At 65.5% G+C, this 23,944-nt stretch carries 20 protein-coding genes and 1 riboswitch; of the genes, 4 read left to right on the top strand and 16 right to left on the bottom strand.

The genetic code is table 11. The features are described from left to right. Positions 1-5: 5 nt before the first annotated feature. The 10 genes from CFR78_RS13475 to CFR78_RS16350 form a co-directional block, all read right to left on the bottom strand. Positions 6-1,286 (bottom strand): pyruvate dehydrogenase complex dihydrolipoamide acetyltransferase, encoded by a 1,281-nt coding sequence (locus tag CFR78_RS13475; RefSeq protein ID WP_034929829.1) that lies wholly within the window; start codon positions 1,284-1,286, stop codon positions 6-8. A gap of 11 nt (positions 1,287-1,297) precedes the next feature. After that, complete coding sequence (locus tag CFR78_RS13470) at positions 1,298-2,656, bottom strand: pyruvate dehydrogenase complex E1 component subunit beta (protein WP_034929832.1); 1,359 nt, start codon at positions 2,654-2,656, stop codon at positions 1,298-1,300. 7 nt (positions 2,657-2,663) lie between these two features. Next, on the bottom strand, positions 2,664-3,623 hold the full coding sequence (gene pdhA, locus CFR78_RS13465; RefSeq protein ID WP_007400301.1) for a pyruvate dehydrogenase (acetyl-transferring) E1 component subunit alpha: 960 nt from the start codon (positions 3,621-3,623) through the stop codon (positions 2,664-2,666). A 140-nt stretch (positions 3,624-3,763) separates the two neighbouring features. Beyond that, positions 3,764-4,255 (bottom strand): cyclic pyranopterin monophosphate synthase MoaC, encoded by a 492-nt coding sequence (moaC, locus tag CFR78_RS13460; protein ID WP_034929838.1) that lies wholly within the window; start codon positions 4,253-4,255, stop codon positions 3,764-3,766. Continuing rightward, on the bottom strand, positions 4,252-5,145 hold the full coding sequence (trpC, locus tag CFR78_RS13455; RefSeq protein ID WP_034929842.1) for an indole-3-glycerol phosphate synthase TrpC: 894 nt from the start codon (positions 5,143-5,145) through the stop codon (positions 4,252-4,254). Before trpC ends, moaC begins: the two co-directional genes overlap by 4 nt. 3 nt (positions 5,146-5,148) lie before the next feature. Continuing rightward, positions 5,149-6,480 carry an anthranilate phosphoribosyltransferase gene (gene trpD, locus CFR78_RS13450; RefSeq protein WP_110581263.1) on the bottom strand — a complete coding sequence of 444 codons (1,332 nt, stop codon included), beginning with the start codon at positions 6,478-6,480 and terminating at the stop codon, positions 5,149-5,151. Between the two features lie 6 nt (positions 6,481-6,486). Beyond that, positions 6,487-7,083 carry an anthranilate synthase component II gene (locus tag CFR78_RS13445; RefSeq protein ID WP_007400296.1) on the bottom strand — a complete coding sequence of 199 codons (597 nt, stop codon included), beginning with the start codon at positions 7,081-7,083 and terminating at the stop codon, positions 6,487-6,489. 237 nt (positions 7,084-7,320) lie between these two features. Continuing rightward, a complete protein-coding gene (trpE, locus tag CFR78_RS13440) occupies positions 7,321-8,874 on the bottom strand; it encodes an anthranilate synthase component I (RefSeq protein ID WP_007400294.1) in 1,554 nt (517 codons plus the stop codon). A gap of 17 nt (positions 8,875-8,891) precedes the next feature. Then, positions 8,892-10,883 carry a peptidylprolyl isomerase gene (locus tag CFR78_RS13435; RefSeq protein WP_110581262.1) on the bottom strand — a complete coding sequence of 664 codons (1,992 nt, stop codon included), beginning with the start codon at positions 10,881-10,883 and terminating at the stop codon, positions 8,892-8,894. Between the two features lie 45 nt (positions 10,884-10,928). Next, positions 10,929-11,093, bottom strand: a complete 165-nt coding sequence (locus CFR78_RS16350) for a hypothetical protein (RefSeq protein WP_007400292.1) — start codon at positions 11,091-11,093, stop codon at positions 10,929-10,931. On the opposite strand from CFR78_RS16350, the gene tpiA reads away from it, so the two are divergent. The 4 genes from tpiA to kdsA all read left to right on the top strand — a co-directional run bounded on the left by tpiA (position 11,092) and on the right by kdsA (position 14,811). Further along, on the top strand, positions 11,092-11,835 hold the full coding sequence (tpiA, locus tag CFR78_RS13430) for a triose-phosphate isomerase (RefSeq protein WP_007400291.1): 744 nt from the start codon (positions 11,092-11,094) through the stop codon (positions 11,833-11,835). The genes CFR78_RS16350 and tpiA overlap by 2 nt on opposite strands. A gap of 37 nt (positions 11,836-11,872) precedes the next feature. Beyond that, positions 11,873-12,178: a preprotein translocase subunit SecG gene (gene secG, locus CFR78_RS13425; RefSeq protein WP_007400290.1), complete on the top strand. Its 306-nt coding sequence runs from the start codon at positions 11,873-11,875 to the stop codon at positions 12,176-12,178. A gap of 141 nt (positions 12,179-12,319) precedes the next feature. Beyond that, on the top strand, positions 12,320-13,966 hold the full coding sequence (locus CFR78_RS13420; RefSeq protein WP_007400289.1) for a CTP synthase: 1,647 nt from the start codon (positions 12,320-12,322) through the stop codon (positions 13,964-13,966). Next, the gene (gene kdsA, locus CFR78_RS13415) at positions 13,963-14,811 is read left to right on the top strand and encodes a 3-deoxy-8-phosphooctulonate synthase (protein WP_007400288.1); all 849 of its coding nucleotides are present in this window, start codon (positions 13,963-13,965) and stop codon (positions 14,809-14,811) included. Before CFR78_RS13420 ends, kdsA begins: the two co-directional genes overlap by 4 nt. 481 nt (positions 14,812-15,292) lie before the next feature. On the opposite strand, the gene CFR78_RS13410 is transcribed toward kdsA, so the two are convergent. From CFR78_RS13410 to CFR78_RS13385, 6 genes are all read right to left on the bottom strand, one after another. Further along, positions 15,293-16,375: a glycosyltransferase family 4 protein gene (locus CFR78_RS13410; protein ID WP_034929892.1), complete on the bottom strand. Its 1,083-nt coding sequence runs from the start codon at positions 16,373-16,375 to the stop codon at positions 15,293-15,295. Between the two features lie 58 nt (positions 16,376-16,433). Next, positions 16,434-17,612 (bottom strand): hypothetical protein, encoded by a 1,179-nt coding sequence (locus tag CFR78_RS13405; RefSeq protein WP_051672048.1) that lies wholly within the window; start codon positions 17,610-17,612, stop codon positions 16,434-16,436. A gap of 141 nt (positions 17,613-17,753) precedes the next feature. Further along, a complete protein-coding gene (locus tag CFR78_RS13400) occupies positions 17,754-18,701 on the bottom strand; it encodes a homoserine O-succinyltransferase (RefSeq protein WP_034929857.1) in 948 nt (315 codons plus the stop codon). A gap of 45 nt (positions 18,702-18,746) precedes the next feature. Further along, a riboswitch (SAM-I-IV-variant riboswitch) is annotated at positions 18,747-18,854 on the bottom strand. 81 nt (positions 18,855-18,935) lie between these two features. Continuing rightward, the gene (locus CFR78_RS13395; RefSeq protein ID WP_258366143.1) at positions 18,936-21,071 is read right to left on the bottom strand and encodes a putative bifunctional diguanylate cyclase/phosphodiesterase; all 2,136 of its coding nucleotides are present in this window, start codon (positions 21,069-21,071) and stop codon (positions 18,936-18,938) included. Positions 21,072-21,316: 245 nt separating this feature from the next. Next, positions 21,317-22,864 (bottom strand): OprO/OprP family phosphate-selective porin, encoded by a 1,548-nt coding sequence (locus tag CFR78_RS13390; protein WP_258366142.1) that lies wholly within the window; start codon positions 22,862-22,864, stop codon positions 21,317-21,319. Positions 22,865-23,258: 394 nt separating this feature from the next. Beyond that, entirely contained in the window at positions 23,259-23,795 is a 537-nt protein-coding gene (locus tag CFR78_RS13385; RefSeq protein ID WP_258366140.1) for a hypothetical protein, read from the bottom strand. Between the last annotated feature and the right edge of the window lie 149 nt (positions 23,796-23,944).

The following is a 23,944-nucleotide window of genomic DNA, read 5'->3' as shown; positions in this document are numbered from 1 at the left end:
TTTCCTCAGACCACAAGGCTCATCGGGTTTTCAACAACCGACCGGAAGGCTGACAGCCACTGTGCCGCCAGCGCCCCGTCCACCACCCGGTGATCGACCGAAAGGGTCACGGTCATGACGGTGGCGATCACGATGTCATTGCCCTTGACCACGGCCCTGCGCTCACCCGCCGCAATGGCCAGGATGGCCGCCTGTGGCGGGTTGATGATGGCGGAGAACGCCTTGACCCCGTACATCCCCATATTGGAGATGGAGAAGGTGCCGCCCTGGAATTCCTCCGGCTTCAGCTTGCCTGCGCGTGCGCGCGCCACAAGGTCGCGTGTTTCCAGGCTGATCTGGCGCAGGCCCTTGGTGTCGGCCGCGCGCACGATGGGCGTGATCAGCCCGTCGGGGATGGAGACGGCAACCGAGATGTCCACATCATGATACGCCAGCAGCGCGTCATCGGTATAGGACACATTGACCTGCGGCACCCGGCGCAGTGTCACCGCCGCCGCCTTGACCAGCATGTCATTGACGGAAATCTTGTACGCTCCCGGCCCTTCGGACGGGGCGGCCGCGTTAAGCTGGCTGCGGAGCGCCAGCAGCGCATCCAGTTCCACATCCATTTCCACATAGAAATGCGGGATGGTGGACTTGGCTTCCGTCAGGCGGCGCGCAATCACCTTGCGCATGCCCGAATGCGGCACGGTGTCATACGCCGTGCTGGCGGGTGCCGGTGCCGATGCCGGCGCTGCGGCGGGCGCGGCCGTGGCTGCGGGGGCTGCGGCCGGGGCCTGCTGCGCCTGTTCCACATCACGGCGCACGATGCGCCCATTGGGGCCGCTGCCCTTCAGCGTGGCAAGGTCAATGCCCTTCTGGGCTGCAATCCTGCGCGCAAGGGGGGAGGCAAAGACGCGTGTGCCCTTTGGTGCCGGGGCCACAGGGGCTGCCGGTGCGGCCTGCGTGGTGGCGGGAACCGGGGCCACGGGTGTTGCTGGCGCGGGTGCTGCGGGGGCGGGCGTGGCAGCGGCGGTGGCAGCAGGCGCATCGGGCACGCTTTCGCCTTCGGCCACCAGTATGGCGATGGGGGTGTTGACGGCAATGCCCTCCGTCCCCTCGCCAATCAGGATGCGGCCCAGTATGCCCTCATCCACGGCCTCGACTTCCATCGTGGCCTTGTCGGTCTCGATTTCCGCAATCACGTCGCCCGCGGCAATGGCGTCGCCTTCCGCCTTGAGCCAGCGGGCCAGCGTGCCCTCCTTCATGGTGGGGGACAGGGCGGGCATCAGGATGTTGATCGGCATCGCGCGGTCCCTCACACAACCTGCCGGACGGCATTGATGATCCAGTCCGCATTGGGCAGGGCAAGCTTTTCAAGATTGGCGGCAAACGGCATGGGCACATCGGCCCCCGCCACGCGCACCGGCGGCGCGTCCAGATAGTCAAAGGCGTGCTCGATCACCTGCATGGCCACTTCCGCGCCAATACCGGCAAAGGGCCAGCCTTCTTCCACCACCACCACGCGGCTGGTCTTCTTCACGCTTTCCACCACCGTCTCGGTATCCAGCGGGCGGATGGTGCGCAGGTTGATCACTTCCGCATCGATCCCCTGCTCCGCCAGCTTTTCGGCCGCTTCCAGCGCCACACCGACCATGATGGAGAAGGCGACGATGGTCACATCCGTGCCCGCGCGCTCGACCTTCGCCTTGCCGATCGGCAGGATGAAGTCCTCATCCACCGGGCAGGGAAAACGCTGGCCGTACAGGATCTCGTTTTCCAGGAAGATGACCGGGTTGGGGTCACGGATGGCGGCGCGCAGCAGGCCCTTGGCATCGGCTGCCGACCAGGGTGCCACCACCTTCAGCCCCGGCACATGGCCGTACCAGCTGGCATAGCACTGCGAATGCTGGGCCCCCACACGGGCGGCGGCGCCATTGGGGCCACGGAACACGATGGGGCACGACATCTGCCCGCCCGACATGTAGCGCGTCTTGGCGGCGGAATTGATGATCTGGTCAATGGCCTGCATGGCGAAGTTCATGGTCATGAACTCCACAATCGGCTTGAGCCCGGTCAGGGCCGCGCCAATGGCCATGCCGGTAAAGCCCTGTTCGGTGATGGGGGTGTCGATCACCCGCTTCTCGCCAAACTGGTCCAGCAACCCCTGCGAGACCTTGTAGGCCCCCTGGTATTCGGCCACTTCCTCACCGATCAGGAACACGTCCTCATCGCGCGCAAGCTCGGCGGCCATGGCATCGCGCAGGGCTTCGCGCACGGTCATCTCGGTGGTCTCGCCCCAGTCCTTTTCCGGTTCGGCCGCAACCTTCGGCGCGCCGGGGGCGGCAGGCGTCGGCCCGCATGATGGCGGGGCGGCGGGTGCCTGTACTGCCGGGGCCGTGGGGGATGCCGCAGGCGTCGCATCCGCGCTCTCGCCTTCGGCCAGCAGCACGGCGATGGGGGTGTTGACCGCCACGTTCTCCGTCCCCTCGGGGATCAGGATGCGGCCCATCACGCCTTCATCCACGGCCTCGACTTCCATCGTGGCCTTGTCGGTCTCGATTTCCGCAATCACATCGCCTGCGGCAATCGCCTCGCCCGGCTTGCGCAGCCAGCGCGCCAGCGTGCCCTCCTTCATGGTGGGGGACAGGGCGGGCATAAGTATCTGTATTGCCATCTTTCAATCAGCTTCCTACCAGAATGTCCGTCCACAGCTCCGAAGGATCGGGTTCGGGACTGGTCTGGGCAAACTCGGCCGCGTCAACCACAACGGCCTTCACCCTGTCATCCATCGCCTTCAGGTCGCTTTCCGCCACACCGCGTTCCAGCAGTTCACGGCGCACGCGGTCGATCGGGTCATGGTTCTTGCGGATCTCGTCCACTTCCGAACGCTGGCGGTATTTGGCCGGGTCGGACATGGAATGGCCACGGTAGCGGTAGGTATCCACCTCCATCAGCACCGGGCCCTTGCCCGCGCGGCAGTGGGCCACGGCCTCGGCGGCGGCGGCGCGCACGGCCTCGACATCCATGCCATCGACATACATGCCCGGAATGCCCCACGGCTCACCATTGCGCCACAGCGCTTTCGAGGCCGAGGCCCGCTCCACGCTGGTGCCCATGCCGTAGCGGTTGTTCTCCAGCACGAACAGGCAGGGCAGCCTGTGCAGGGCGGCCAGGTTGAAGCTTTCGTACACCTGGCCCTGGTTGGACGCGCCCTCGCCGTAATATGTGACCGAGACCTCGTCCGTGCCGCGATACTTGTTGGCAAACGCCAGCCCGATGCCCAGCGAGACCTGCGCGCCGACAATGCCGTGGCCGCCATAGAAATGCTTCTCGGAAGAGAACATGTGCATCGACCCGCCCTTGCCGTGGGAATACCCGCCCTCGCGCCCGGTCAGTTCGGCCATGACACCGCGCGGGTCCATGCCGGCGGCCAGCATCTGCCCGTGGTCACGGTAGGAGGTGATGATCTTGTCCCCCTGCTTCAGCTCCATCTGGATGCCCACGACAACCGCTTCCTGCCCGATATACAGATGGCAGAAACCGCCGATCAGCCCCATGCCGTAAAGCTGGCCCGCGCGTTCCTCGAACCGGCGGATCAGCACCATCTGGTAATAGGCTTCCTTCAGGTCGGCCTCGGTCATGGTCCGGCTGTTGTGGCCACCCGACAGGCCGGGATCTGTCTCGTTACTCATCGAACGTCCTTGGTTCATGTTGCCTGTGCCCTGCCCCCTGCCGGGCGGCCGGCACAGCCGTTTCGGTTACAGGGGCGCGCCATGATCCGTCATGCTCCCGCAACGCGGTCATAAGTACCCGAAGCCCCTCCGGATTTATGGATCACGTGTATCTGACCGATTTCCATGTCCCGCTCCACCGCCTTGCACATGTCGTACAGCGTCAGCGCCGCGACGGAGGCCGCGGTCAGTGCCTCCATCTCCACGCCGGTGGGGCCGGTTGTGCGCACGCGCGCGGTAATGGTGATGCCGCGCTGATCCGCGTCGGGCAGCAGTTCCACCCTGACTGACGAGATGGCGAGCGGGTGGCACAGCGGGATCAGGTCGGCGGTTTTCTTGGCCGCCATGATGCCCGCGATGCGGGCTGTGGCCAGCACGTCGCCCTTGGGCATCGCGCCCGCCACGACCAGCGCCAGCGTTTCGGGCCGCATGCTGATATGCCCGTGCGCCACCGCCTCGCGCCGTGTATCGGCCTTGGCCGACACATCCACCATCACCGCATGTCCCGCGCCATCCAGATGGGACAGGCGCGGCCCCGTCATGGCGCGGGGGCCACGGGGGCCGCGCCATCGGGCGTGGTGCCCAGCAGCGCATGCACCGCCGCCCCGACATCCGCCTGCCGCAGCAGGCTTTCCCCCACCAGGAAGCCCGAGGCGCCAATGGCGTTGAGCTTCATCACATCCGCATGGGTGCGGATGCCGCTTTCGGACACGATGATCCGGTCCGGCGGCACCAGCGGGGCCAGCCTGCAGGTGGTCTCGATATCGGTCTGGAGTGTTTTCAGGTTGCGGTTGTTGATGCCGATCAGCGAGGTATCCAGCGCCAGCGCACGGTTCAGCTCGCCCTCGTCATGCACTTCCACCAGCACGTCCATGTCCAGCCCGCGCGCGATGTCCAGCAGTTCGGCGGCTTCGGCATCGGTCAGGATGGCCATGATCAGCAGGATGCAGTCCGCGCCGATCAGGCGGCTTTCATGCACCTGCCACGGGTCGATGATGAAGTCCTTGCGCAGAAGCGGCAGCTTGCATGCCTCCCGCACGCGGGTCAGGTCCTCGGCACTGCCGTGGAAGCACGAGCCTTCGGTCAGGACGGAAATGCACGCCGCCCCCGCCTTTTCATATTCCTGCGCGATCTGCGTGGGTTCGTAATCGGGACGCAGGATCCCGGCCGAAGGCGACGCCTTCTTGATTTCCGCGATCAGGCCGATCTGGTGGTCCGCCGTCTTCTGCTTCAGCGCCTGGCCAAACCCGCGCGGCGGGGTGTTCACCTCCCGCGCGCGGGCGGTGATTTCCTTCAGTGTCATGACTTTCGCGCGCTGCGCCACATCCACCCTTGTCCGGGCACAGATACGCTCCAGCACGTCGGGAATGCTGTCCACATCCTCGGGCTGGACACTGCCTGTCTGGGGGGAGGTGCTTGGCGTGTCGTTCATTTTCTACCCTGTTACTCTGTTTGGCACGTCCGTGCGGAAGCTCCGCACGGCCTCCAGCACGGCCGCAACCGCGCCACGATCGAGCGCATCCGCCGCAAGGCGGATGTTCCCGCGCAGGGCGGCATAGTCAATCGCGCCACCCCGTATGATAGTGCTGCCCCGCCCCGCCACATGCAATGCGACACCGGCATTCAGCAGCACCGTATCCCGGTACGCCCCGCGCGCGCCGCGCGCCAGCGCCTGCAGCGCCTGCGCGTTATGGGCGGGCGGCCCACCGGCAATGGCGGAAATGGGGGCCGGTTCCAGCCCGGCCGCCGCCGCATCCACGTCCACGGCATGCACCTGCCCGCCCTCCAGCACGCAGGCGCGGGTGGGACCGGCCAGGGTCAGTTCGTCAATGAACCGCCCCTGCCCGCAGTCACCGCTTATGGCCCAGACATGCGTCGATCCGGTGGCCTGCAATGCCCTGACCATGGTTTCCAGCCAGTCGGGCGAGAACACGCCCACCATCTGCCGCGTTACCCGGGCGGGATTGCACAGCGGGCCGACCAGGTTGAAAATGGTGCGGAAACCCAGCGCCCGGCGCACCGCCCCCACATGCCGCATGGCGGGGTGGTGGTTGGTGGCGGCCAGGAAGGCCAGCCCGTGGCGTTCCACCATGCCGCCAATACGCGCGGGCTCCACCGGCAGGGGCACATCCAGTTCCAGCAGCACATCCGTCGCCCCCGAGCGCGAGGACAGCGCACGGTTGCCATGCTTGACCACCGGCACCCCCAGGGCGGCCAGCACGAAGGCCACGGCGGTGGAGACATTGAGCGTGCCCAGCCCGTCGCCACCCGTGCCACAGACATCAATCGCGTCATCCGGCATGCCGGACACCGCGATCATGCGCGCGCGCATGGCGCGCACGGCGGCCTCCAGCTCACCGGCACTTTCCCCGCGCATGTGCAGCGCGGTCAGGAAGGCGGCCAGCGCGGCATCGGGCACGCCGCCATCCATGATCCGGTCAAACGCGGCCTGCGCCATCTCTGGCGTCAATGCCTGCCCGTCCATCACCCGGTCCAGCGCGGCCTGCATTTCAGGTGCCACGACCACGGGCGGGCGGTGGCCCAGCACGGCTTCCAGTTCCACCGGATCGGCGCGCAGCAGGCCACGCAGGCGCAGCGCGGTCAGGAAGGCGGTGGCGGGCACGGGCGCCGCCTCGCCCCGTTCAATGCATTTCAGGCCCTGCTGCGCCAGTTCCGGCGCCACCTTCGCCCCGCCATCGACAGCCTGCCCCAGCAGATCACGAAACAGGGCGCTGGTGGCTGGCGTGCTGTCCATCGTGCTGCCCATCCCTGCTCAGGCAGCCTTGCGCGGCGTGTTGGTGCCGCGTGCGATGGACAGGAAATTGGCCATGATGTCATGCCCGTGTTCGGATGCGATGCTCTCGGGGTGGAACTGCACGCCGAATATGGGCAGACTGGCGTGGCGCAGACCCATGATCACGCCATCTTCCGTGCGCGCGGTGGCCACCAGCGTTTCGGGCAGGCTTTCGGGTTCGACCGTCAGGCTGTGGTAGCGCGTGGCGCTGAACGGGTCGGGCAGGCCGGCAAAGATGTCGGTCCCGTCATGATAGACCGGCGAGACCTTGCCATGCATCGGCACGGGCGCGCGCACCACCCTGCCGCCAAATACCTGACCTATCGCCTGATGGCCCAGGCAGACGCCGAATACCGGCACCTTTCCGGCGGCGGCGGCAATCAGGTCGCAGCAGATCCCGGCTTCATTGGGGGAACAGGGACCGGGCGAGATGACAATGGCTTCGGGCCGCAGCGCCAGCGCATCCGCCACGCTGATCGCATCGTTGCGATGGACGTCACACTTTTCCCCCAGATCGCCCAGATAGTGGACGAGGTTGAAGGTAAAGCTGTCATAATTGTCGATCAGAAGGATCATGGGCGTATCATGGCTTTTCCGCTGGGCCGGGTCAAACCTTCTGGCGTGGCCCGGGCATGTCTTGCCATCCCTTATCATGTACGCGGAAGCCGTAAAATCATCTTGCGAAGTGTTTCAGTCCCCTGATGTCACGACCGCCCGCACACGAAAGAAGTTTCCGGTGGTGCTTTTTCAAAAAGCTTCAGGAGGGAACGCCGCCTTTTTCAAAAAGGCGGCCCCTGGAAATTTCCATGGCCTTCAGGCGTCTCCGGCCGTGGCGAAGCGTACCGCCTCCTCCGCCGCGCGGAACAGGGCGCGGGCCTTCTGGCGGGTTTCCTCGTATTCCGCCTCGGGCACGCTGTCGGCCACGACGCCACAGCCCGCCTGCACGTACATCCGCCCGTCTTTCACCACCGCCATGCGCAGGCCGATGCAGGTATCCATGTCCCCATCGGGGCCGAAATAGCCGATGCACCCGGCATAGGTCGCCCGCCGTGTCGGCTCCACCTCGTCAATGATCTGCATGGCGCGGATCTTGGGCGCACCCGTCAGCGTGCCGGCGGGGAAGCCCGACATCAGCGCGTCCAGTGCCCCAAGGTCGGGGCGCAGGGTCCCTTCCACATTCGATGAGATATGCATGACATGGCTGAAGCGTTCGATCACGAACTGCTCCGTCACCCTGACCGAACCCAGTTCGCACACCCTGCCCACATCGTTGCGGCCCAGGTCGATCAGCATCAGGTGTTCGGCGCGTTCCTTGGGGTCGGCCAGCAGTTCGGCCTCCAGCGCCAGGTCCTCCACCGTCGTGCGGCCACGCGGGCGGGTGCCCGCCAGCGGGCGCACGGTCATGGTGCCTTCGCGCAGGCGCACCAGCACCTCGGGCGAGGAGCCGACAAGGCTGAACCCGTCCAGGTCCAGATAGAACAGGAAGGGCGCGGGGTTGATGCGCCGCAATGCGCGGTACAGCGCAAACGGCGGCAGGGTGAAGGCGGCGCTGAAGCGCTGGCTCGGCACGATCTGGAAGGCGTCGCCCGCGGCGATATAGTCCTGCAGCCTGCGCACGATGGCGCAGAATTCGTCCTTGCTCATCGTCGATTCCGGCACGGGGGGCGCCATTTCGCCCACCGGCCCGTCAGGCAGTTCCACCGGGGTGGACAGGGCCGCGCGCGCCTGTTCCAGCCGGGCCTGCGCCGCGTCCCATATGGCTTCGGGGGCAACACCCTCCTGCGGGCGCAGGGGCGCGGCCAGCAGCAGTTCGTCACGCACCGTGTCGAATATGGCGAACAGGCCGGGACGCATCAGGATGCCCTCGGGCAGGTCCAGGTCATCGGCGGGCATGTCGGGCAGGCATTCGACCTGACGGACCATGTCATAGCCCAGGTAGCCGAACACGCCGCCGGTCATGGGCGGCAGCCCCTCGGGCAGGTCGATGCGGCTGGCATGCAGGATGCGCCGCAGCGAGACCAGCGGGGCCTCGGCCTGCGGCACGAAGGCATGGGCGGGGGCGGACGGGTCGGTGCACAGGCTGGCACGCCCGTCATGGCAGCGCCAGATCAGGTCGGGCAGCAGGCCGATGACCGAATAGCGCCCGCGTGAGGTGCCGCCCTCCACACTTTCCAGCAGGAAGGCATTGTGCCCGCCATTGCCGCCGCCATGGCTGCGCGCAAGGGGCGACAGGCGCAGGAAGGCGGCAACGGGGGTAAGCAGGTCAGCCGGCTCGACCCGCCATGCCACGGCGGCCCTGCCTTCGCGCAGGGTGGCAAGTGCCGCCGCGCGCCGGGCGGCATCGGGCTGCCGGGAGGGGGGGCGCATGCGCGCGGCGTCTGCTGTCACTGTGCGGTTCCTGTGTTCTGGCCGCCCGTTACCTCCGCCATCACGGCGCGAAGGGCGGACTCGTTGGGCCTGGGCTTGACAATGGCTTCCAGCGCCCCGCCATAGCCCATCTCGATATCCTCGCCCATGGACTGGGTCAGGCCCGCGCGCACGCGCCCGTACAGGTCCTTCTGCGTGGCGGGGTCGGGGTGGTTGATGGCCGTCAGCGTGGCCACCACATAGGAATCACCCGCTTCGGTCATGACATTCTGCCCCACCTTCTCCAGCCGGAAGATCAGGGCGGCCACCTCACGCGGGATTTCGGGTGCCGGCTGCATGGGGGAAATGGGCTGGCTGTGCTCCAGCCCCGGCACGGCGGGGGTGACATGGGCCAGCCCCCCCTGCCCCTGCGCCTGGTTGTAGAAGGCGGTGGCCTGCTGGTCGGCCATGTGGCGGCGGACATCGGCCTGCCATGCGGCGGCGACACGCGGCCCGGCCTCGGCCAGATCCAGCGCATGGCCCGGCGTCACGCCATCAACCGATACGGCATACCATGCGCCATCCGGCCCCTGCACCAGCACGGGGCTGGCCCCTTTTGCCTGGGAGAACACGCGGGCGATGACCGCCTGCCGCACCGCATCGCTGCCCGGTATGGGGGCGGGCGTACCTTCGTGGGTGTTGCCGCTGGCATCAAGGTCGCCCGATACGGCCACGGCACCCAGGTCGGCGGGAATGGAATCCAGCCCGCCGCCGGCAATCGCGTCCTGCAGCTTCTGCACCCGGTCGGCCAGCAGCGCCTGCGCGCGGGTATGGGCGATCTGGTCATGCAGCGCCTGCTTCACATCGGCAAAGGGCGTGGTGTGGGCGGGGGTGAGCGTGGTGACGCGAAAGACGACCCAGCCGCCCTCGCTCTTCACCGGCCCCTGTGTCACGTCGACGGGGGCGGCGAAGATCGCCCGGCCCAGATCGGCGGAGGGAATGTCCGCCTGCTTCATGCCCGGCAGTTCCACCGCCGCCGCGTCCCGGCCCGCGTCCTTCTGCACCTGCGCCCATGCCCCCGCATCCGTCCACCGCGCACGCAGGGCGGTGGCGCGGTCCTGCGTCGGCACGGTCACGATCTGCACGCTGCGCCGTTCGGGCGCGCTGAAGGTCTGGGCCTGATCCTGATAGCTTTTCTGCACTTCGGCATCGGTAATGTCGAGCATGCGGCCGATGGTGTCGGCCGAAAGCACGACCACGCGGGCATGGCGGTATTCGGGGGCGGTGAATTCCCACGGGTGGTTGGCGTGGTAGCGCGCAAGCTGGGCGGGGGTCGGGGTGGCGGTCACCTGCTGGCTGTCAAAGGGCACGCGCACCAGGTCGATGGTGCGGGTCTGGGCCTCGAAATCAAACAGGCGGCGGACCATCACGTCGGGCACGGTGGCCCCGTCACGAATCGGCTCCAGCAGCACGCGCGACGCCTGTTCCTGCCGCACCAGTTCAATCAGCCGCCCTTCGGTCATGCCGGTGCGGTGCAGGCGGTCGTTGAACAGGGCGCGGTCGAACTGGCCATTCGTGCCCCTGAAGGCGGGGATGGAGAAAATCTCGTCCCGCACCACGGAATCGGGCACGATCAGGCCGTGGCGGTCGGCGGCCTCGGCAATTTCGGCCTGCAGCACAAGGCGCTGGAGCACCTGGCGGGCGACCTGTTCGCGCGTTGCGGGCGGGATCTGGGCCGGGTCGGACAGGTGCATGGACTGGGCCACCTGCGGCATCTCGGACTGGAGCGCGTTCTGGTAGGACTGCACCAGGATGGGGCGGCTGCCCACGCGGGCGGCCACGTCGGCGCGTTCGGTGCCGATGTTCATCAGCACATCCCCCACGCCAAACCCGATGAAGGCGAGGAAGAACAGCCCGGCAACAATGCGCCCCACCCATGAATCGACAAACACGCGATACAGAAAAGATAGCATGAAAAACCCTGCGCCAGCACCAAGACAAAGCCGGACGGAACAGGGCGTGCGCACCATGCGCACCCGGACGGGCGCCCTGTTTTCCGGTCGGGCACCATACGGTCACGCCGCCGGTTTGACCAGCACCCGCATGCACGCAGCCATGTCCCGCGCGCCGCGCGGGTTGCACAGGCCGCCGCGCCGTGGTGTAGGCTGGCGCCCGTCATAAGCCATGCCCCGCACCGCCGCACGCGGCACCCAGGCGGCATGGGCCAGGAGTGGAAACATGAAGCAGATTATTGTCGGCAACTGGAAAATGAACGGCCTGAGCGCCGATGCGGACGCACTGGTGGATGCACTGGCCACGGGCCTTGCCGCCCTGCCCGCGCGGGCGGACGTGGTGGTCTGCCCCCCCTTTACCCAGCTTGCGCGCCTGGCGCCAAAGCTGAAGGCCGCGGGCATGGCACTGGGCGCGCAGGACTGCCACAAGGACAGGTCGGGTGCCCATACGGGCGACATTTCGGCCCCGATGCTGGTGGACCTTGGGGTGGAATACGTGATCCTTGGCCATTCCGAGCGCCGCGCCGAGCATGGCGAGCTGGACGAGACGGTGCGCGAGAAGGCGGTGGCCGCCATGGCGGCCGGCCTGACCCCCATCGTATGCGTGGGCGAGAACGCCGACCAGCGCGACAGCGGGGATTCGCAGGAAAAGGTGGGCTGGCAGATCCAGGGCTCCCTGCCGCAGGGCTTTACCGGCATCGTGGCGTATGAGCCGGTCTGGGCCATCGGCACCGGGCAGGCGGCATCACAGCAGGATATTGCCGACATGTCCGCCTTCATCCGCGCCGAACTGGTGCGGCAGTTCGGGGAAGCTGGCAAAACGATCCGAATCCTTTATGGTGGCTCCGTCAATGAACGCAATGTCACCGATATCCTGCCCGTTGAAAACGTGGACGGGGCGCTGGTGGGCAATGCCAGCCTGAAGGCCGATGCCTTCGTGCCGCTTGTCCGCGCCGCCCGCGCCTCGTGATTGCCGCGCGGCTGGCGGGGCTCTACTGGAAAGACGCATGATCACTGTTCTTCTTCTACTGCACCTGTTCGTCACCATCGCGCTGATCGGGACCATCCTGATCCAGCGCAGCGAGGGCGGCGGGCTTGGAATCGGCGGCTCGCAGGGCATGGGTTCCTTCATGTCCGGGCGCGGCACGGCAACGCTGCTCACGCGCTCCACCGCCGTGCTGGGCACGGTTTTCATGGTGCTCTCGCTGACGCTTGCGGTCATGAACCGTGGCGCGTCCAGCGGGGTGGGCCATGATATCCTGGCGGCACCGCCCGCGGCGGCCCCCGCACCCGCACCCGCGCCAGCCCCCTGAACGCACGCCTCCTGCGCGCACGCCCCACGGCACGCGATTTCCATGCCCCGGCACGCCGTGCCGGGGCATTTTTCATTTTTTGGGCCACGGGCGCATCGTAGCCTTTGCAGCCGGGCCGCAAGCTGTGTAGAAAGGCCATCCATGACGCGGTTTGTATTCATCACCGGCGGCGTGGTGTCCTCCCTTGGCAAAGGCATCGCTTCGGCTGCCCTTGCTGCCCTGCTTCAGGCCCGTGGCTATCGGGTCCGGTTGCGCAAGCTTGACCCCTACCTGAATGTCGATCCGGGGACGATGAGCCCCTATCAGCACGGCGAGGTCTTCGTGACCGACGACGGCGCCGAGACGGATCTCGACCTTGGGCATTACGAACGCTTCACGGGTGTGCATGCCACCCGGGCGGACAATGCCACGACGGGGCAGATCTATTCCGGCGTGATCGCGCGCGAACGGCGTGGCGACTATCTGGGGGCGACCGTACAGGTCATTCCCCACATTACCGACTCGATCAAGGAAACGATCGTGGCCGATACCGAGGACCTGGACTTCGTCCTGGTCGAGATCGGCGGCACGGTGGGCGATATCGAAAGCCTGCCCTTCCTTGAATCCATCCGCCAGCTGCGCAACGACCTTGGCCCCGACCAGACGATGTTCATCCACCTCACCCTGCTGCCATGGATCGCGGCGGCGGGTGAGCTGAAGACCAAGCCCACCCAGCATTCCGTCAAGGAACTGCAGAACGTGGGCATCCAGCCACAGATGCTGGTCTGCCGTTCCGACCGGGAAATACCCGAAAACGAGCGCCGCAAGATCGCCAGCTTCTGCAACGTGCGCCCGCAGGCGGTCATTGCCGCGCGCGACGTGGACACCATCTATGCCTGCCCCATCTCGTACCATGCCGAGGGCATGGATACCGAGGTGCTGCACCATTTCGGCCTGCCCACCACGCCCGACCCCGACCTGTCGCGCTGGGAAAAGATTGTCGATGCCGTCCGCCACCCCGACCGCGAGGTGCTGGTGACGGTGGTGGGCAAGTACACCGCCCTGCTGGACAGCTACAAATCCCTGATCGAGGCATTGCAGCATGGTGGCATTGCCAACCGGGCCCGCGTGCGGCTGAACTGGGTCGAGGCCGAGGATTTCGAGAAATCGGACGACGCGGTGAACACCCTTGCCCGCAGCGACGCCATCCTGGTGCCCGGCGGCTTTGGCGAGCGCGGGTCGGAAGGCAAGATCCGCGCGGTGAAATACGCGCGTGAGCACAACATTCCCTTCATGGGCATCTGCTTTGGCATGCAGATGGCGGTGATCGAATGCGCGCGCAACCTGGCGGGGATCGAGAAGGCGTCATCCACCGAATTCGGCCCGACCGAATACCCGCTGGTCGGCCTGATGACCGAATGGGCGCGCGGCAACGAACTGCTGCGCCGGCGCGAGGGCGGCGAGATGGGCGGCACCATGCGGCTGGGCGCCTACCCCGCCAGGCTTGCGCCGGGTTCGCGCGCGGCCGAAGCCTATGGCCGCACCGACATCCGTGAGCGCCACCGCCACCGGTACGAGGTGAACAACCACTACCGCGAGCAGCTGGAAAAGACCGGGCTGCGCTTCTCTGGCATGTCGCCCGACGGCATCCTGCCCGAAGTGGTGGAATACCCCGACCACCCGTGGTTCATCGCGGTGCAGTACCACCCCGAACTGCTGTCCAAGCCGTTTGACCCGCACCCGCTGTTCTCCGGCTTCATCAAGGCCGCCGTGGAAAAGGCCGCCGAGCGGGCGGGTGGCAGGCGATGACCGACCACCGCGCGCTGTCCATCGGCAGCCTTACGGTTGGCAACCAGTCCCCCTTCACGCTGATTGCAGGCCCGTGCCAGATCGAATCAGCAAGCCACGCGATGGAGGTGGCGGACGCGCTGCATGGCATCGCCACGCGACTGGGGATCGGGCTGATCTACAAAAGCTCGTTCGACAAGGCCAACCGCACCTCCATCAACGGCGCGCGCGGCGTGGGCATGGCGCAGGGGCTGGACATACTGGGTCAGGTGCGCGCCCGCTTCGGCATGCCGGTGCTGACCGACGTGCACCTGCCCGACCAGTGCGCCGCGGTGGCCGAGACGGTGGATGTGCTCCAGATCCCCGCCTTCCTGTGCCGCCAGACCGACCTTCTGCTGGCGGCGGGCCAGACGGGGGCGGCCATCAACATAAAAAAGGGGCAGTTCCTTGCCCCGTGGGACATGGCGAACGTGGCCGCCAAGGTGGCTTCCACCGGCAATGAGCGCATCATGCTGTGCGAGCGTGGCACGTCATTTGGCTACAACACGCTGGTCAATGACATGCGCGGCCTGCCGATCATGGCGGGCACGGGGTATCCGGTCATCTTTGACGCCACCCATTCCGTCCAGCAGCCGGGGGGGCTGGGCACATCCTCGGGCGGGCAGCGGGTATTCGCCCCCATCCTGGCGCGCGCGGCGCTGGCCGTAGGGGTTGCGGGGGTGTTCATTGAAACCCATCCCGACCCCGATACAGCCCCCAGCGATGGTACGACCATGCTGCCGCTGGCCTGTATGGAAGACCTGCTGACCACCCTGCTGCGCTATGACCGGCTGACCAAGCAGAACCCGCCAGCCGAGATCGTCTGACCGGCTGCCGGAAACCCGCCCGTGGCTGAATGGGGGCCGCCTTTCCCCGCGAAGGCGGCTTCTCTGCCGGTGCCTTGTGAAAAAAGCAGCGCCAGAGGCCCCGCATGATGCCCTGCGGGCGGTTCAGGCGGCTGGCTGTTCCCTCCCCCCGGTGGCATGGGCAGATAGCCCGCCATGCCGGATAAATGGCGGCCATCCGCGCTTTTCCGAGGCAGAGGGCGCCGGCTTGCAGGGTATGTTCCCAACGTTCCCAACGTTCCCTTTGATTATAGGGAGTAGTATTTGAAATACGGTATCCTCTGGCATGGCTGCTACCGTACCGACAGATCTGCCCAAACCAAGGGAACATTGGGAACATAAGGAACACCGCAGGGCTGAAAAAAAACAACCCGTTGATAAAAAAGAGTTTCCGGGTGTCGCCCCGTTCCCGGAAAGGTGACGTTGCCCGAAGTGTCGGGAACAGGCCGCCAGACCGCCGCCCCTACCCTTCTTCCCCCGCCATGCGGCGCAGCACCGCATGCCCTGCCTGTGCAAAAACGGCCGGGCTGTAGCGCTGCGTGACCAGCGCGTGCGCCGCCTGCCCCATGGCCGCCAGCCGCCCGGGCTGGCGCAGGGCGGTTTCCAGCCGGCCGGCCAGCGCGTGGGGGCGGCAGGGCGGGACTTTCCAGCCGGTCACGCCATTGATGATGGAATGGTTCATCTCCCCCACCGTGCTGCCAATCACGGGCAGGGCCGTGTCCATGGCCTCATGCGCCGCGATGCAGAACCCTTCGCGGCGGGAGGGCTGGACATACAGGTGGCACCCGCGCAGGAACGCCGCCGTATCCTGCACGTAACCGGCAAATACCACGTTATCCAGCCCGTGGCGCTGGCAGAAGGCGCGCAGGCGGGCATGTTCCGCCCCCTCGCCCCCGATCGTGACCTGGAACGGCGGCAGGTCCCCCACCGCCCGAAGCAGTACCAGCGCGCGGCACAGCATGTCGTACCCCTTGCCGGGATTGAGACGGCCCAGCGTGCCGATCCGCACCACCTGCCCCGGCTGCCAGCCCGGTGCCGGGGCCAGATCGGGGCGGGTGCGGAAAATGGGCCAGCACATCAGCCGCGATTCGGGCACCCCCAGCCGCCTGCGGGTCAGTTCGGTCACATAGGCGGAATCCCCCACCCACAGCGCGCTGCGCCCGCGCATGAGCCGCAGCAGCGCCAGGTTGCCGGGGCGAAGGAACGCATTATGCTGCCAGCTTGTAACCGGAACCCTCCGCCGCAGGCCCACGACCTGCCCCAGCAGCGTCGCGCGCGTCAGGGATGTCCAGATATGGGTGGGGGCCACATCGCGCACCCAGCCATCCAGCCGGCGCAGCACGGACGGGGCCGGGGCATCATCGGCCGCCAGCACGTCCGTCCCGATGCCTGCCGCTTCCAGCGCCGGAATGGCGCGGCCGTTGCGCCGTTCCAGCGCCACCACATGCACCGTATGGCCATGGGCGCGGCAGACATCCACGATCGCCGGAATGGGGAGCGCCGCGCCACCACCTTCAAAACTGTTGATGACATAAGCAATCCGCATGACGTTCTCCACCACCCCCGCAGGGTGGCGGGATCATAGCGCCATGCGGCCCCCGCGTTCAGGCGGCGGCGCGTTTATCCTGTAACAAATAGTAAACAATTTCCCGCGCGGCACGGCCGGCGGCACTGCCCCCCGCTTCGGTATGGAACGTGGCGGCAAAGGCCGCGCGCTGGTGGCGGGCAAAGGCTGCCTGCTGTTCCTGCGCCACCGCAAGCGCCCGTGGCAGCGCGCTGACCCGGTCGATCACCTGCCCCATGTTCCAGTGCGCGTAGCTGGGATTGCCCTGCCAGCGCGCACCGTGGGAATTAAGGAAGATGCACGGGCGCGGGTTGCAGATCCATTCATAGACCTGGCTGCTGGCATCACCCAGGTAGATGTCGGCCGCCAGGACATAGGACATGTCGACCGAGCGCGTGCTGCCGGTATCGATCAGGATATGGGACAGGTTGCGCAGCCGTTCGGGTATGGGCCAGCGGCAGCGGATGCGCCGGTGCTCGACCGATGTGTGCAGCCAGCGGCGGAACAGCATGACATGGGGCGCGAAGATCAGGTTGTAGTCATCCTGCCGGGCAAACCATTCCAGCACCCCCAGCCCCATGTCCCACCACGAGGACAGGACCGGGTCGAAATGCGGGTTGTACAGCACCGTGGGCCGGTCATTGTCAAAAAAACGCGGGCGGGCGCCCATGTCGATGATATCGAATTTGGGATAGCCAATCACCGCATGGTGCCCCGGGCGGACCAGCCCCCCGGCCAGCATGCGGTCGCGTGTCTTGGTGCCGGGCAGCAGCACCAGGTCAAAGAAGCGCGTCACGTCACGGAACCCGATGGCACGGTCCCCCGCCCCGTGCGGCAGGTAGACCAGCCTGACATCAAGGTTGAAATGGCTCCTGAGCAGGGCCGACGTCGTCTCTGGCACCACCAGCGCGTCAAAGCGGGCGAACAGCCCCACATTCTCGCGCAGGTTGGCGATGCGGCGGAAGGGCAGCACCGCCTTCGCCACCACGTTGATGGCGCGTGACAGGCGGCTGATGTCGATATGGATGAAACGCACCCGCGCAGCACATCCCGCAATGATGGCCCTGACCTGCCGTTCCTGCGCATCGCACGACGTGACAACGCTTACATCCTGCCCCAGCGCCACCAGTTCACAGATGATCGGCGCGGTATGCGCGATCTGGTGGATGCAGTCATGGTTGAACAGAAAGCCGATCTGCATGCGTGGGATGCTGGTCATGTGACGAAGTGTGACCTAATTTTGCCGTAAAGAACAGATATGGCGGCTTTTCTACGGCAAAATTTATCTTTTTGTAACAGATTTTATACCACACCCCTTAATTTGTTTCTTTTATGTTACACCTGCCGCGCCAGCCCGGCCTCATGCCCCGGCCAGCGCGGGCACACCCCTGGGGCCGCCAATGCGCTCCAGGTCGAACGGCGTGGTCTGGTAGATCTGGTTGATCCAGTTCCCGGCCAGCAGGTGGGCATGCCCCCGCCAGCGGTTGACGGGGCGGTTGGCCGGATTGTCGTGCGGGAAGTAATGGCGCGGCACGTCCACCGCCAGGCCGGCCTCCCGGTCGCGGAAATATTCCTCGGCCAGCGATGTGGTGTCGTATTCCAGATGGTTGAACATGTGCAGGGCGCGGTTGTCGGGGTCATCCAGCAGGCACAGCCCCGTCTCGGCACTTTCGGCCAGGATGGTCAGGCCGCTTGCGGGCGGGATGTCCGCGCGCCGCACCGCGGTCCAGCGCGAGACGGGAATGGGCACGTCATCGGCAAAGCCCAGCAGGTAGGGCGATGCGGGCACCAGCACCTGATGGTCGAACACCCCGAACGCCTTCTGCGCCAGCGCGTGCTTGGGCATGCCATGAAAGTGGTGGACCGCCGCCTGTGCCGCCCAGCAGATGTTGAGACAGCGGTGCACATGCGTCCGGGTCCAGTCGAACACCCGGCGCAGTTCATCCCAGTAGGTCACTTCATGGAAGGGCAGCCGCTCGACCGGGGCGCCGGTAATGATGAAGCCGTCAAAGCGTTCGGCGCGCACGTCCTGCCACGGCTGGTAGAACGCGGCCATGTGCAGCGCGGAAGTATGGCGCGGCACATGCCCCCCCATGCACACCAGCGTCAGTTCCACCTGCAGCGGTGTGGCCCCCACCAGGCGGGCGATCTGCGTTTCGGTGCGGATCTTGTCGGGCATGAGGTTGAGCAGCCCGATGCGCAGCGGGCGGATGTCCTGCCGGATGGCATCGGTCTCCCCCATCACCATCACGCCTTCCGCCTCCAGCACACCACGGGCGGGCAGATTATCGGGAATTCTGATCGGCATTGCCTTGCGTCCAACCTCCGTTACGGGTCGGGGTGGACGCGGTGGCTTGTTCCGTTTGGTTGCCGGTCGGGCCACATCCTTCCTTGCGGAAGCGCCACCTTGCCCGGAATGGCAGGTTGGCGTTGGGCGTCGCCCCAACTCTTGATGCAGGCCGATGATTACGCGCTTTGGGGCCGCGTCGCAAGCCTTGATGACATGTCCGGCAAAGCGGGGCGCAGCCTTCGCCCGTCAGCTTCAGGCATGGGTCAGGATGGCCTGGCGGATGCTTTCGGCCGGCTGCGGGCGGCCCAGCAGGAAGCCCTGCACCTGATTGCAGCCCAGATCGTTCAGGTGCGTCCACTGGTCCTGCGTTTCCACCCCTTCGGCGGTGATGGGAATGTCCATGCTCTGCGCCAGGCTGATGATGGCGCGGATGATGCCCGCCGCCCCGCGTTCGGGCAGTTCCTGCACGAAGGAACGGTCGATCTTGATCTTCTGGAACTGAAACGAACGCAGGTAGCCCAGCGAGGAATAGCCCGTGCCGAAATCATCCAGCACGATGCTGCACCCGATGCGCCCCAGGCGTTGCAGGATTTCGCGGTTGGTGGCGCTGTTCTGGACGAATATGTTTTCGGTAATCTCTATTTCCAGCCGTTCGGGCGGCAGGCCGGACTGGGCCAGCGCGTCCTCGACAATGCGGATGAAACGCGGGTTGCGCAACTGGATGGGCGAGACATTGACCGCCACCCTGACCTGTGCGGGCCAGCAGGCGGCTTCAGTACAGGCCGCGCGCAGCACCCATTCCCCCAGATCGTGGATCAGGCCGTTTTCCTCTGCCAGCCCCACAAACTGGTCGGGCGGGATCATGCCCTGCGTGGGATGGTGCCAGCGCACCAGTGCCTCGCACGCGCTCAGGCGGTTGCCGGGCATGGAATAGAGCGGCTGGAAATGCAGCGTCAGCCCGTTACCGGCTATGGCGCCGCGCAGTTCGCTGCCCAGCCGGGCACGGGTCTGGATTTCATCACGCAGTTCCTGATCAAAGAACTGGAAGCCGTTGCGGCCGAGCGACTTGGCGCGGTACAGCGCGATGTCGGCATATTGCAGCAGGGTCTCGGATGCCTCCGCATCGCGCGGATACAGGGCGGAGCCGACACTGGCGCCAATGACGATGTGGTGCCCGTCAATGATGTAGGGCCTGCTGACCGTCTCCACAATCTCACGCGCGCGCGTGGTCAGTTCGGCCTGCGCCGGCACGTCGGGCCAGATGATGGCGAATTCATCCCCACCCAGCCGCGCCACCAGGTCCCCCGGCCGGCTGCACGCGCGCAGCCGTTCGGAAACCAGCCGCAGCAGGCTGTCGCCTGCCGCGTGGCCGTACACGTCATTCACGGTCTTGAAGTAATCAAGGTCGATGCACAGAAGTGTTGCGGTGCTGCCGGCAGCACAGGCGGCTTCCAGCCGGGAACTGAACAGCGCGCGGTTGGCAAGGCCGGTCAGCGGGTCGTAATGGGCCAGCAGTTCCACCTGGTGCTGGGCGTTGCGCTGTTCGGTCACGTCATCGGCCACGCACAGTTCCCACCTTGGCGCGCCGCGTTCATCGGCAATGGTGACCTGGCGGGTGGAAATGGCCCGTTTTGCGCCGGTATGGTCACACAGCACCTTTTCAATCACGCCCTGCCCGCCGCCGGCAAAGCGGCTGACCAGCAGGTGGCCGATCTCGTCGGGGGTAAAGACATCCTCCACATCGCGCTCGACCAGCAGGTCACGCCGGCAGCAGGTCATGGCCTCGGCCGCGCGGTTGACCAGCACCAGATGCCCGTGCCGCAGCGACCGTACAAGCAGGGCGGAGGGAATGTTCTCGACAATCGTGTCAATGAACAGCTTGTCGCGTAAAATCTTTCGGTTGGCGCGGCGCAGGTCCTCGGCCGCTTCCTTCAGGCTGGCCGCCGAGGCCACGGCATGGGAATGCGACGCGGTAATCAGGTCCAGCGCCGAACCCGTGCCCAGGTAGCGGCCGCCACGGGTCACGATATAGCCGCGCAGCAGGTCGGAGGGCTGGCTCATCAATGTCAGGGCGGTAAAGTCGGATGAAGAGACATCGGCCTCGATCATGACCGGGCTGTCATCCATCAGCAGCGCCACCGGGCGGCGGTTGAACAGCGCATGGCCGAATTTGCCCGATACCCTGAGGAAAAAGGCCTGCCGCTCCACCAGGCCGACAGGCACGTTATCCGCATCCACCACCGCGACCAGCATCAGTTCGGGGCGGGCGTGGAAAAATGTGAACAGGCGCTCCCCCGGCGCATCGGGGGGAATGACCGGCCCCGGCCTTGCAATATCCCCCATTGTCAGGACGGGGGACGGGCTTTTCTGTGCAGAAATCTCATTCATCATTCAATTTTCCACAGCGGGGGCTGGCTACGGTGTTTTTATGAGCCATTCCGGAACAAATACCTGAAACCGGAGACTGGTAAATAAAAATATGACCATATTTATTTAAAATAACAATATAAATTAACTTTTACTACACACTACAACAAATAAACGGCACTATTTCTTAATCTTTAATTTCAGGTGCCCGGACCACGCGGGTCCGGGCACCTGCCACGGCTTTATCAGGACAGGGCGCCGCCCGATCAGAAGGCGGCCTGGATACGACCGGCGACCGAGTTGCCCTCACGCCCCATCACGTCCGCCGCCACGCTATTGCGGCTGACAATGAAGTGGTTGAAGTCCAGCATGAAGCGGAAGTGACGGTTGGGATACCAGTTCAGCCCCGCCGACCACACCGTCTGCTGCCCGCCACGCAGGGCGGTTGCGGCATTGCCCAGGTTGGCGTTCAGGTCGGTCACGCTGTAACGGGCCGACATTTCCAGCGCGCCCCAGTAACCGTGCGACGGGTCGAAGGCATGGTCCACACCGGGGGCGGCGAAGGCCCCTTCCTTGATGTTGTAGGACCGCGCCTTGCCAAAGATGGTGTAGTTGGCCGCGCCATAATAACCGGTAAAGTTGACATTGGCGGTGTTGCTGGCGGTACTGGCACCATAATCGCCACGGGTCACGCCAATATTGTAGTATTCACCCTTCAGCACCAGCCGCTTCCAGCGGAAGCCCAGTTCGGGGCCGGCCGACCAGATGCTGCCCACATTGCCCACCGTCGCGCTGAGCAGCTTGGTGGTGGTCAGGTCAACTTCAGGCTGTTCGGCAAAGGTATAGGACCGGTCGCTGCTGCCCGTGCCCTGCGCCACCTTGAACGCCGTAATGGCCGACAGGCCGACATGCACGTCAATATCCTTGGACACATACGGACGGCCCGCCACACGGAAGGTCGCACCGGACTGGCTGTCATAGGTTGCGCGCTTGCCATAGCTCTGGCCCGTCACGTAACCCGCGATCCACCACCGCTTGGCGTAATGCAGGGCGCCAAAGCTCATGCGCGCGTCACCGGCGGCGATGTTGCGCACGATGTCGGTAATGGCGGGGCGTTCCATCATCTCGAATTCGTTCGAGCTTTCGGAATCTTCTTCTGTCACGCGCGGCTGGAAGTAACCGGCGGTAATCACGGTGTTCCTGAAGCCCGCGTAGTTCAGGTTCGCTTCATACAGCGTGGCCGAGCCATCGGCGGTGGAGGAGCCGAAATCCGGCGTGATGTTGGCAATCCAGTTCTTGTAACGGAACGAGATGGGGATACGCAGGCGGCGGGCGTTCTCGGTCAGGCCCTCGTAATCGCCCTTGGTCTCGCCACGGCGCGGCGACATGCCCATGAACCCGCCGATATCCTCATGGAAGGCCAAGCCAATGGACATGGCATACATCCCGTCCTCGGACGAGATGGTGGGACGCCCGCCGGGGAAGCCCACGACCATGCCACCCATGTGCAGGGCTTCTTCCTTTTCCGTTGCCGCACGGAACGACGCCCAGGAGGAGGAGACGCCACGGTCGGATGGCGGGGTGCCCAGGTCGGCCTTCTGCATGGCGCTGGCCATGCTGCCGCCCATGCCGCTGTCACCGCCGATATGGATGTCACGCGCATAGCTGTCGGGCAGGGGCTGGCCGTGGCTGGCCGCAACCCGGCGGGCCTGCGCGGCGTTGGCGGCTTCGGGGCTGCGCACCGCCTCGGCACGGACCAGGCGCTGGCGCAGCACGCTGATCTGGCCGGACATTTCCCGCCGCATGGCCTGCATTTCCAGTTGCAGGGCCTTGATCTGGGCATCCGATGCGGAATCCGCACGGGCCTGATACTGTGTGTTATGTTTCCAATACAGTTTTATGAAGGTTTTATTAAAACATCTATATTGAAATACTAATTTTTATGCCACCGTTTTGATTTTGATTCATCAGAAGTAATTTTGGTGCGGTCCTTGTACATCAAATGGACCACCCCGCCGGACAAAGGCATTAAAAAACACATTACATTGGGGAACCTTCCCCTCTGCCGCCGCCACCGCCCGCATGCAGGGTTCTATACTGCCGGGTTATGTGCCGTTTTTGCCGCCACGGGCCGGAATTGCGGAAAACCACCTGCCCCGCAGGTCACGGCATGAAAGCCGGGGGCCGTATTGTGGCCACAATGCCACACTAGGCGGGCGGCACGGTGGGGGAACTGGCGGGGGTGGCCGTGCCGGACCCGGCCGGACCGGAGGGCGGCATGTTCCGCGGCCCCAGATTCTGGCGCGCCTGCTGGCGGATGTCATTACACTTCTGGGTAAAGACGCTGGACTGGGACGCGGTCATGAAATTGATGATGAACGCCGCCACCAGCGAACAGAAGGACAGCGCGATCACCGCCTCCCCCCACCCGCTGATCGGCGCGTCGTAATAGGCCGCCGAATACCACAGCAGGACAAGACTGAGCACCGCCCCGAAAAAGCCCATTATGCCGGTATAATGGACCAGCGTGTCCTCTTCATTGCTGTAGTCGGCGCTTTCCTGCCACAGCAGGTACAGCTTCTGGTTCATCTCCTCCACCTCGCAGTCATGTTCGAGCTGCTGCGCGCTGACCAGCTTGGTGGGCGCGGTGCGGTACATGTTCAGTTCCTGCTGGGCCTTGGCAAAGACACGCCGCCGTTCCTTGATGGCGGGCAGGCTGATATCCACAAAGCTGAGAATTGCCACATTCAGGCCGGCCGACAGTTGCACGACCGCCTGAAAATCACCCCAAGTCTGGGGTCGGTACATAGAACGGGCACAGATATACGCTAAGGCTGGCTGCTGAGAGTATATGACGGGAAACAGGTGTTTTCCGTCATTTTTTTCTTGCCGGG

The organism is Komagataeibacter rhaeticus (genome assembly GCF_003207855.1).
Taxonomy (GTDB): Bacteria; Pseudomonadota; Alphaproteobacteria; order Acetobacterales; family Acetobacteraceae; genus Komagataeibacter; species Komagataeibacter rhaeticus.
This window is presented reverse-complemented; position numbering and strand designations above follow the sequence as displayed.

Bases quoted from the DNA above. Each gene is read 5' to 3' on its own strand.
- CFR78_RS13475 (WP_034929829.1), bottom strand. From the start codon at position 1,286: ATGCCGATCAACATCCTGATGCCCGCCCTGTCCCCCACCATGAAGGAG.
- CFR78_RS13470 (WP_034929832.1), bottom strand. From the start codon at position 2,656: ATGGCAATACAGATACTTATGCCCGCCCTGTCCCCCACCATGAAGGAG.
- pdhA (WP_007400301.1), bottom strand. From the start codon at position 3,623: ATGACCGAGGCCGACCTGAAGGAAGCCTATTACCAGATGGTGCTGATC.
- moaC (WP_034929838.1), bottom strand. From the start codon at position 4,255: ATGACGGGGCCGCGCCTGTCCCATCTGGATGGCGCGGGACATGCGGTG.
- trpC (WP_034929842.1), bottom strand. From the start codon at position 5,145: ATGAACGACACGCCAAGCACCTCCCCCCAGACAGGCAGTGTCCAGCCC.
- trpD (WP_110581263.1), bottom strand. From the start codon at position 6,480: ATGGGCAGCACGATGGACAGCACGCCAGCCACCAGCGCCCTGTTTCGT.
- CFR78_RS13445 (WP_007400296.1), bottom strand. From the start codon at position 7,083: ATGATCCTTCTGATCGACAATTATGACAGCTTTACCTTCAACCTCGTC.
- trpE (WP_007400294.1), bottom strand. From the start codon at position 8,874: ATGCGCCCCCCCTCCCGGCAGCCCGATGCCGCCCGGCGCGCGGCGGCA.
- CFR78_RS13435 (WP_110581262.1), bottom strand. From the start codon at position 10,883: ATGGTGCGCACGCCCTGTTCCGTCCGGCTTTGTCTTGGTGCTGGCGCA.
- tpiA (WP_007400291.1), top strand. From the start codon at position 11,092: ATGAAGCAGATTATTGTCGGCAACTGGAAAATGAACGGCCTGAGCGCC.
- CFR78_RS16350 (WP_007400292.1), bottom strand. From the start codon at position 11,093: ATGTTTCCACTCCTGGCCCATGCCGCCTGGGTGCCGCGTGCGGCGGTG.
- secG (WP_007400290.1), top strand. From the start codon at position 11,873: ATGATCACTGTTCTTCTTCTACTGCACCTGTTCGTCACCATCGCGCTG.
- CFR78_RS13420 (WP_007400289.1), top strand. From the start codon at position 12,320: ATGACGCGGTTTGTATTCATCACCGGCGGCGTGGTGTCCTCCCTTGGC.
- kdsA (WP_007400288.1), top strand. From the start codon at position 13,963: ATGACCGACCACCGCGCGCTGTCCATCGGCAGCCTTACGGTTGGCAAC.
- CFR78_RS13410 (WP_034929892.1), bottom strand. From the start codon at position 16,375: ATGCGGATTGCTTATGTCATCAACAGTTTTGAAGGTGGTGGCGCGGCG.
- CFR78_RS13405 (WP_051672048.1), bottom strand. From the start codon at position 17,612: ATGACCAGCATCCCACGCATGCAGATCGGCTTTCTGTTCAACCATGAC.
- CFR78_RS13400 (WP_034929857.1), bottom strand. From the start codon at position 18,701: ATGCCGATCAGAATTCCCGATAATCTGCCCGCCCGTGGTGTGCTGGAG.
- CFR78_RS13395 (WP_258366143.1), bottom strand. From the start codon at position 21,071: ATGAATGAGATTTCTGCACAGAAAAGCCCGTCCCCCGTCCTGACAATG.
- CFR78_RS13390 (WP_258366142.1), bottom strand. From the start codon at position 22,864: ATGCAGGCCATGCGGCGGGAAATGTCCGGCCAGATCAGCGTGCTGCGC.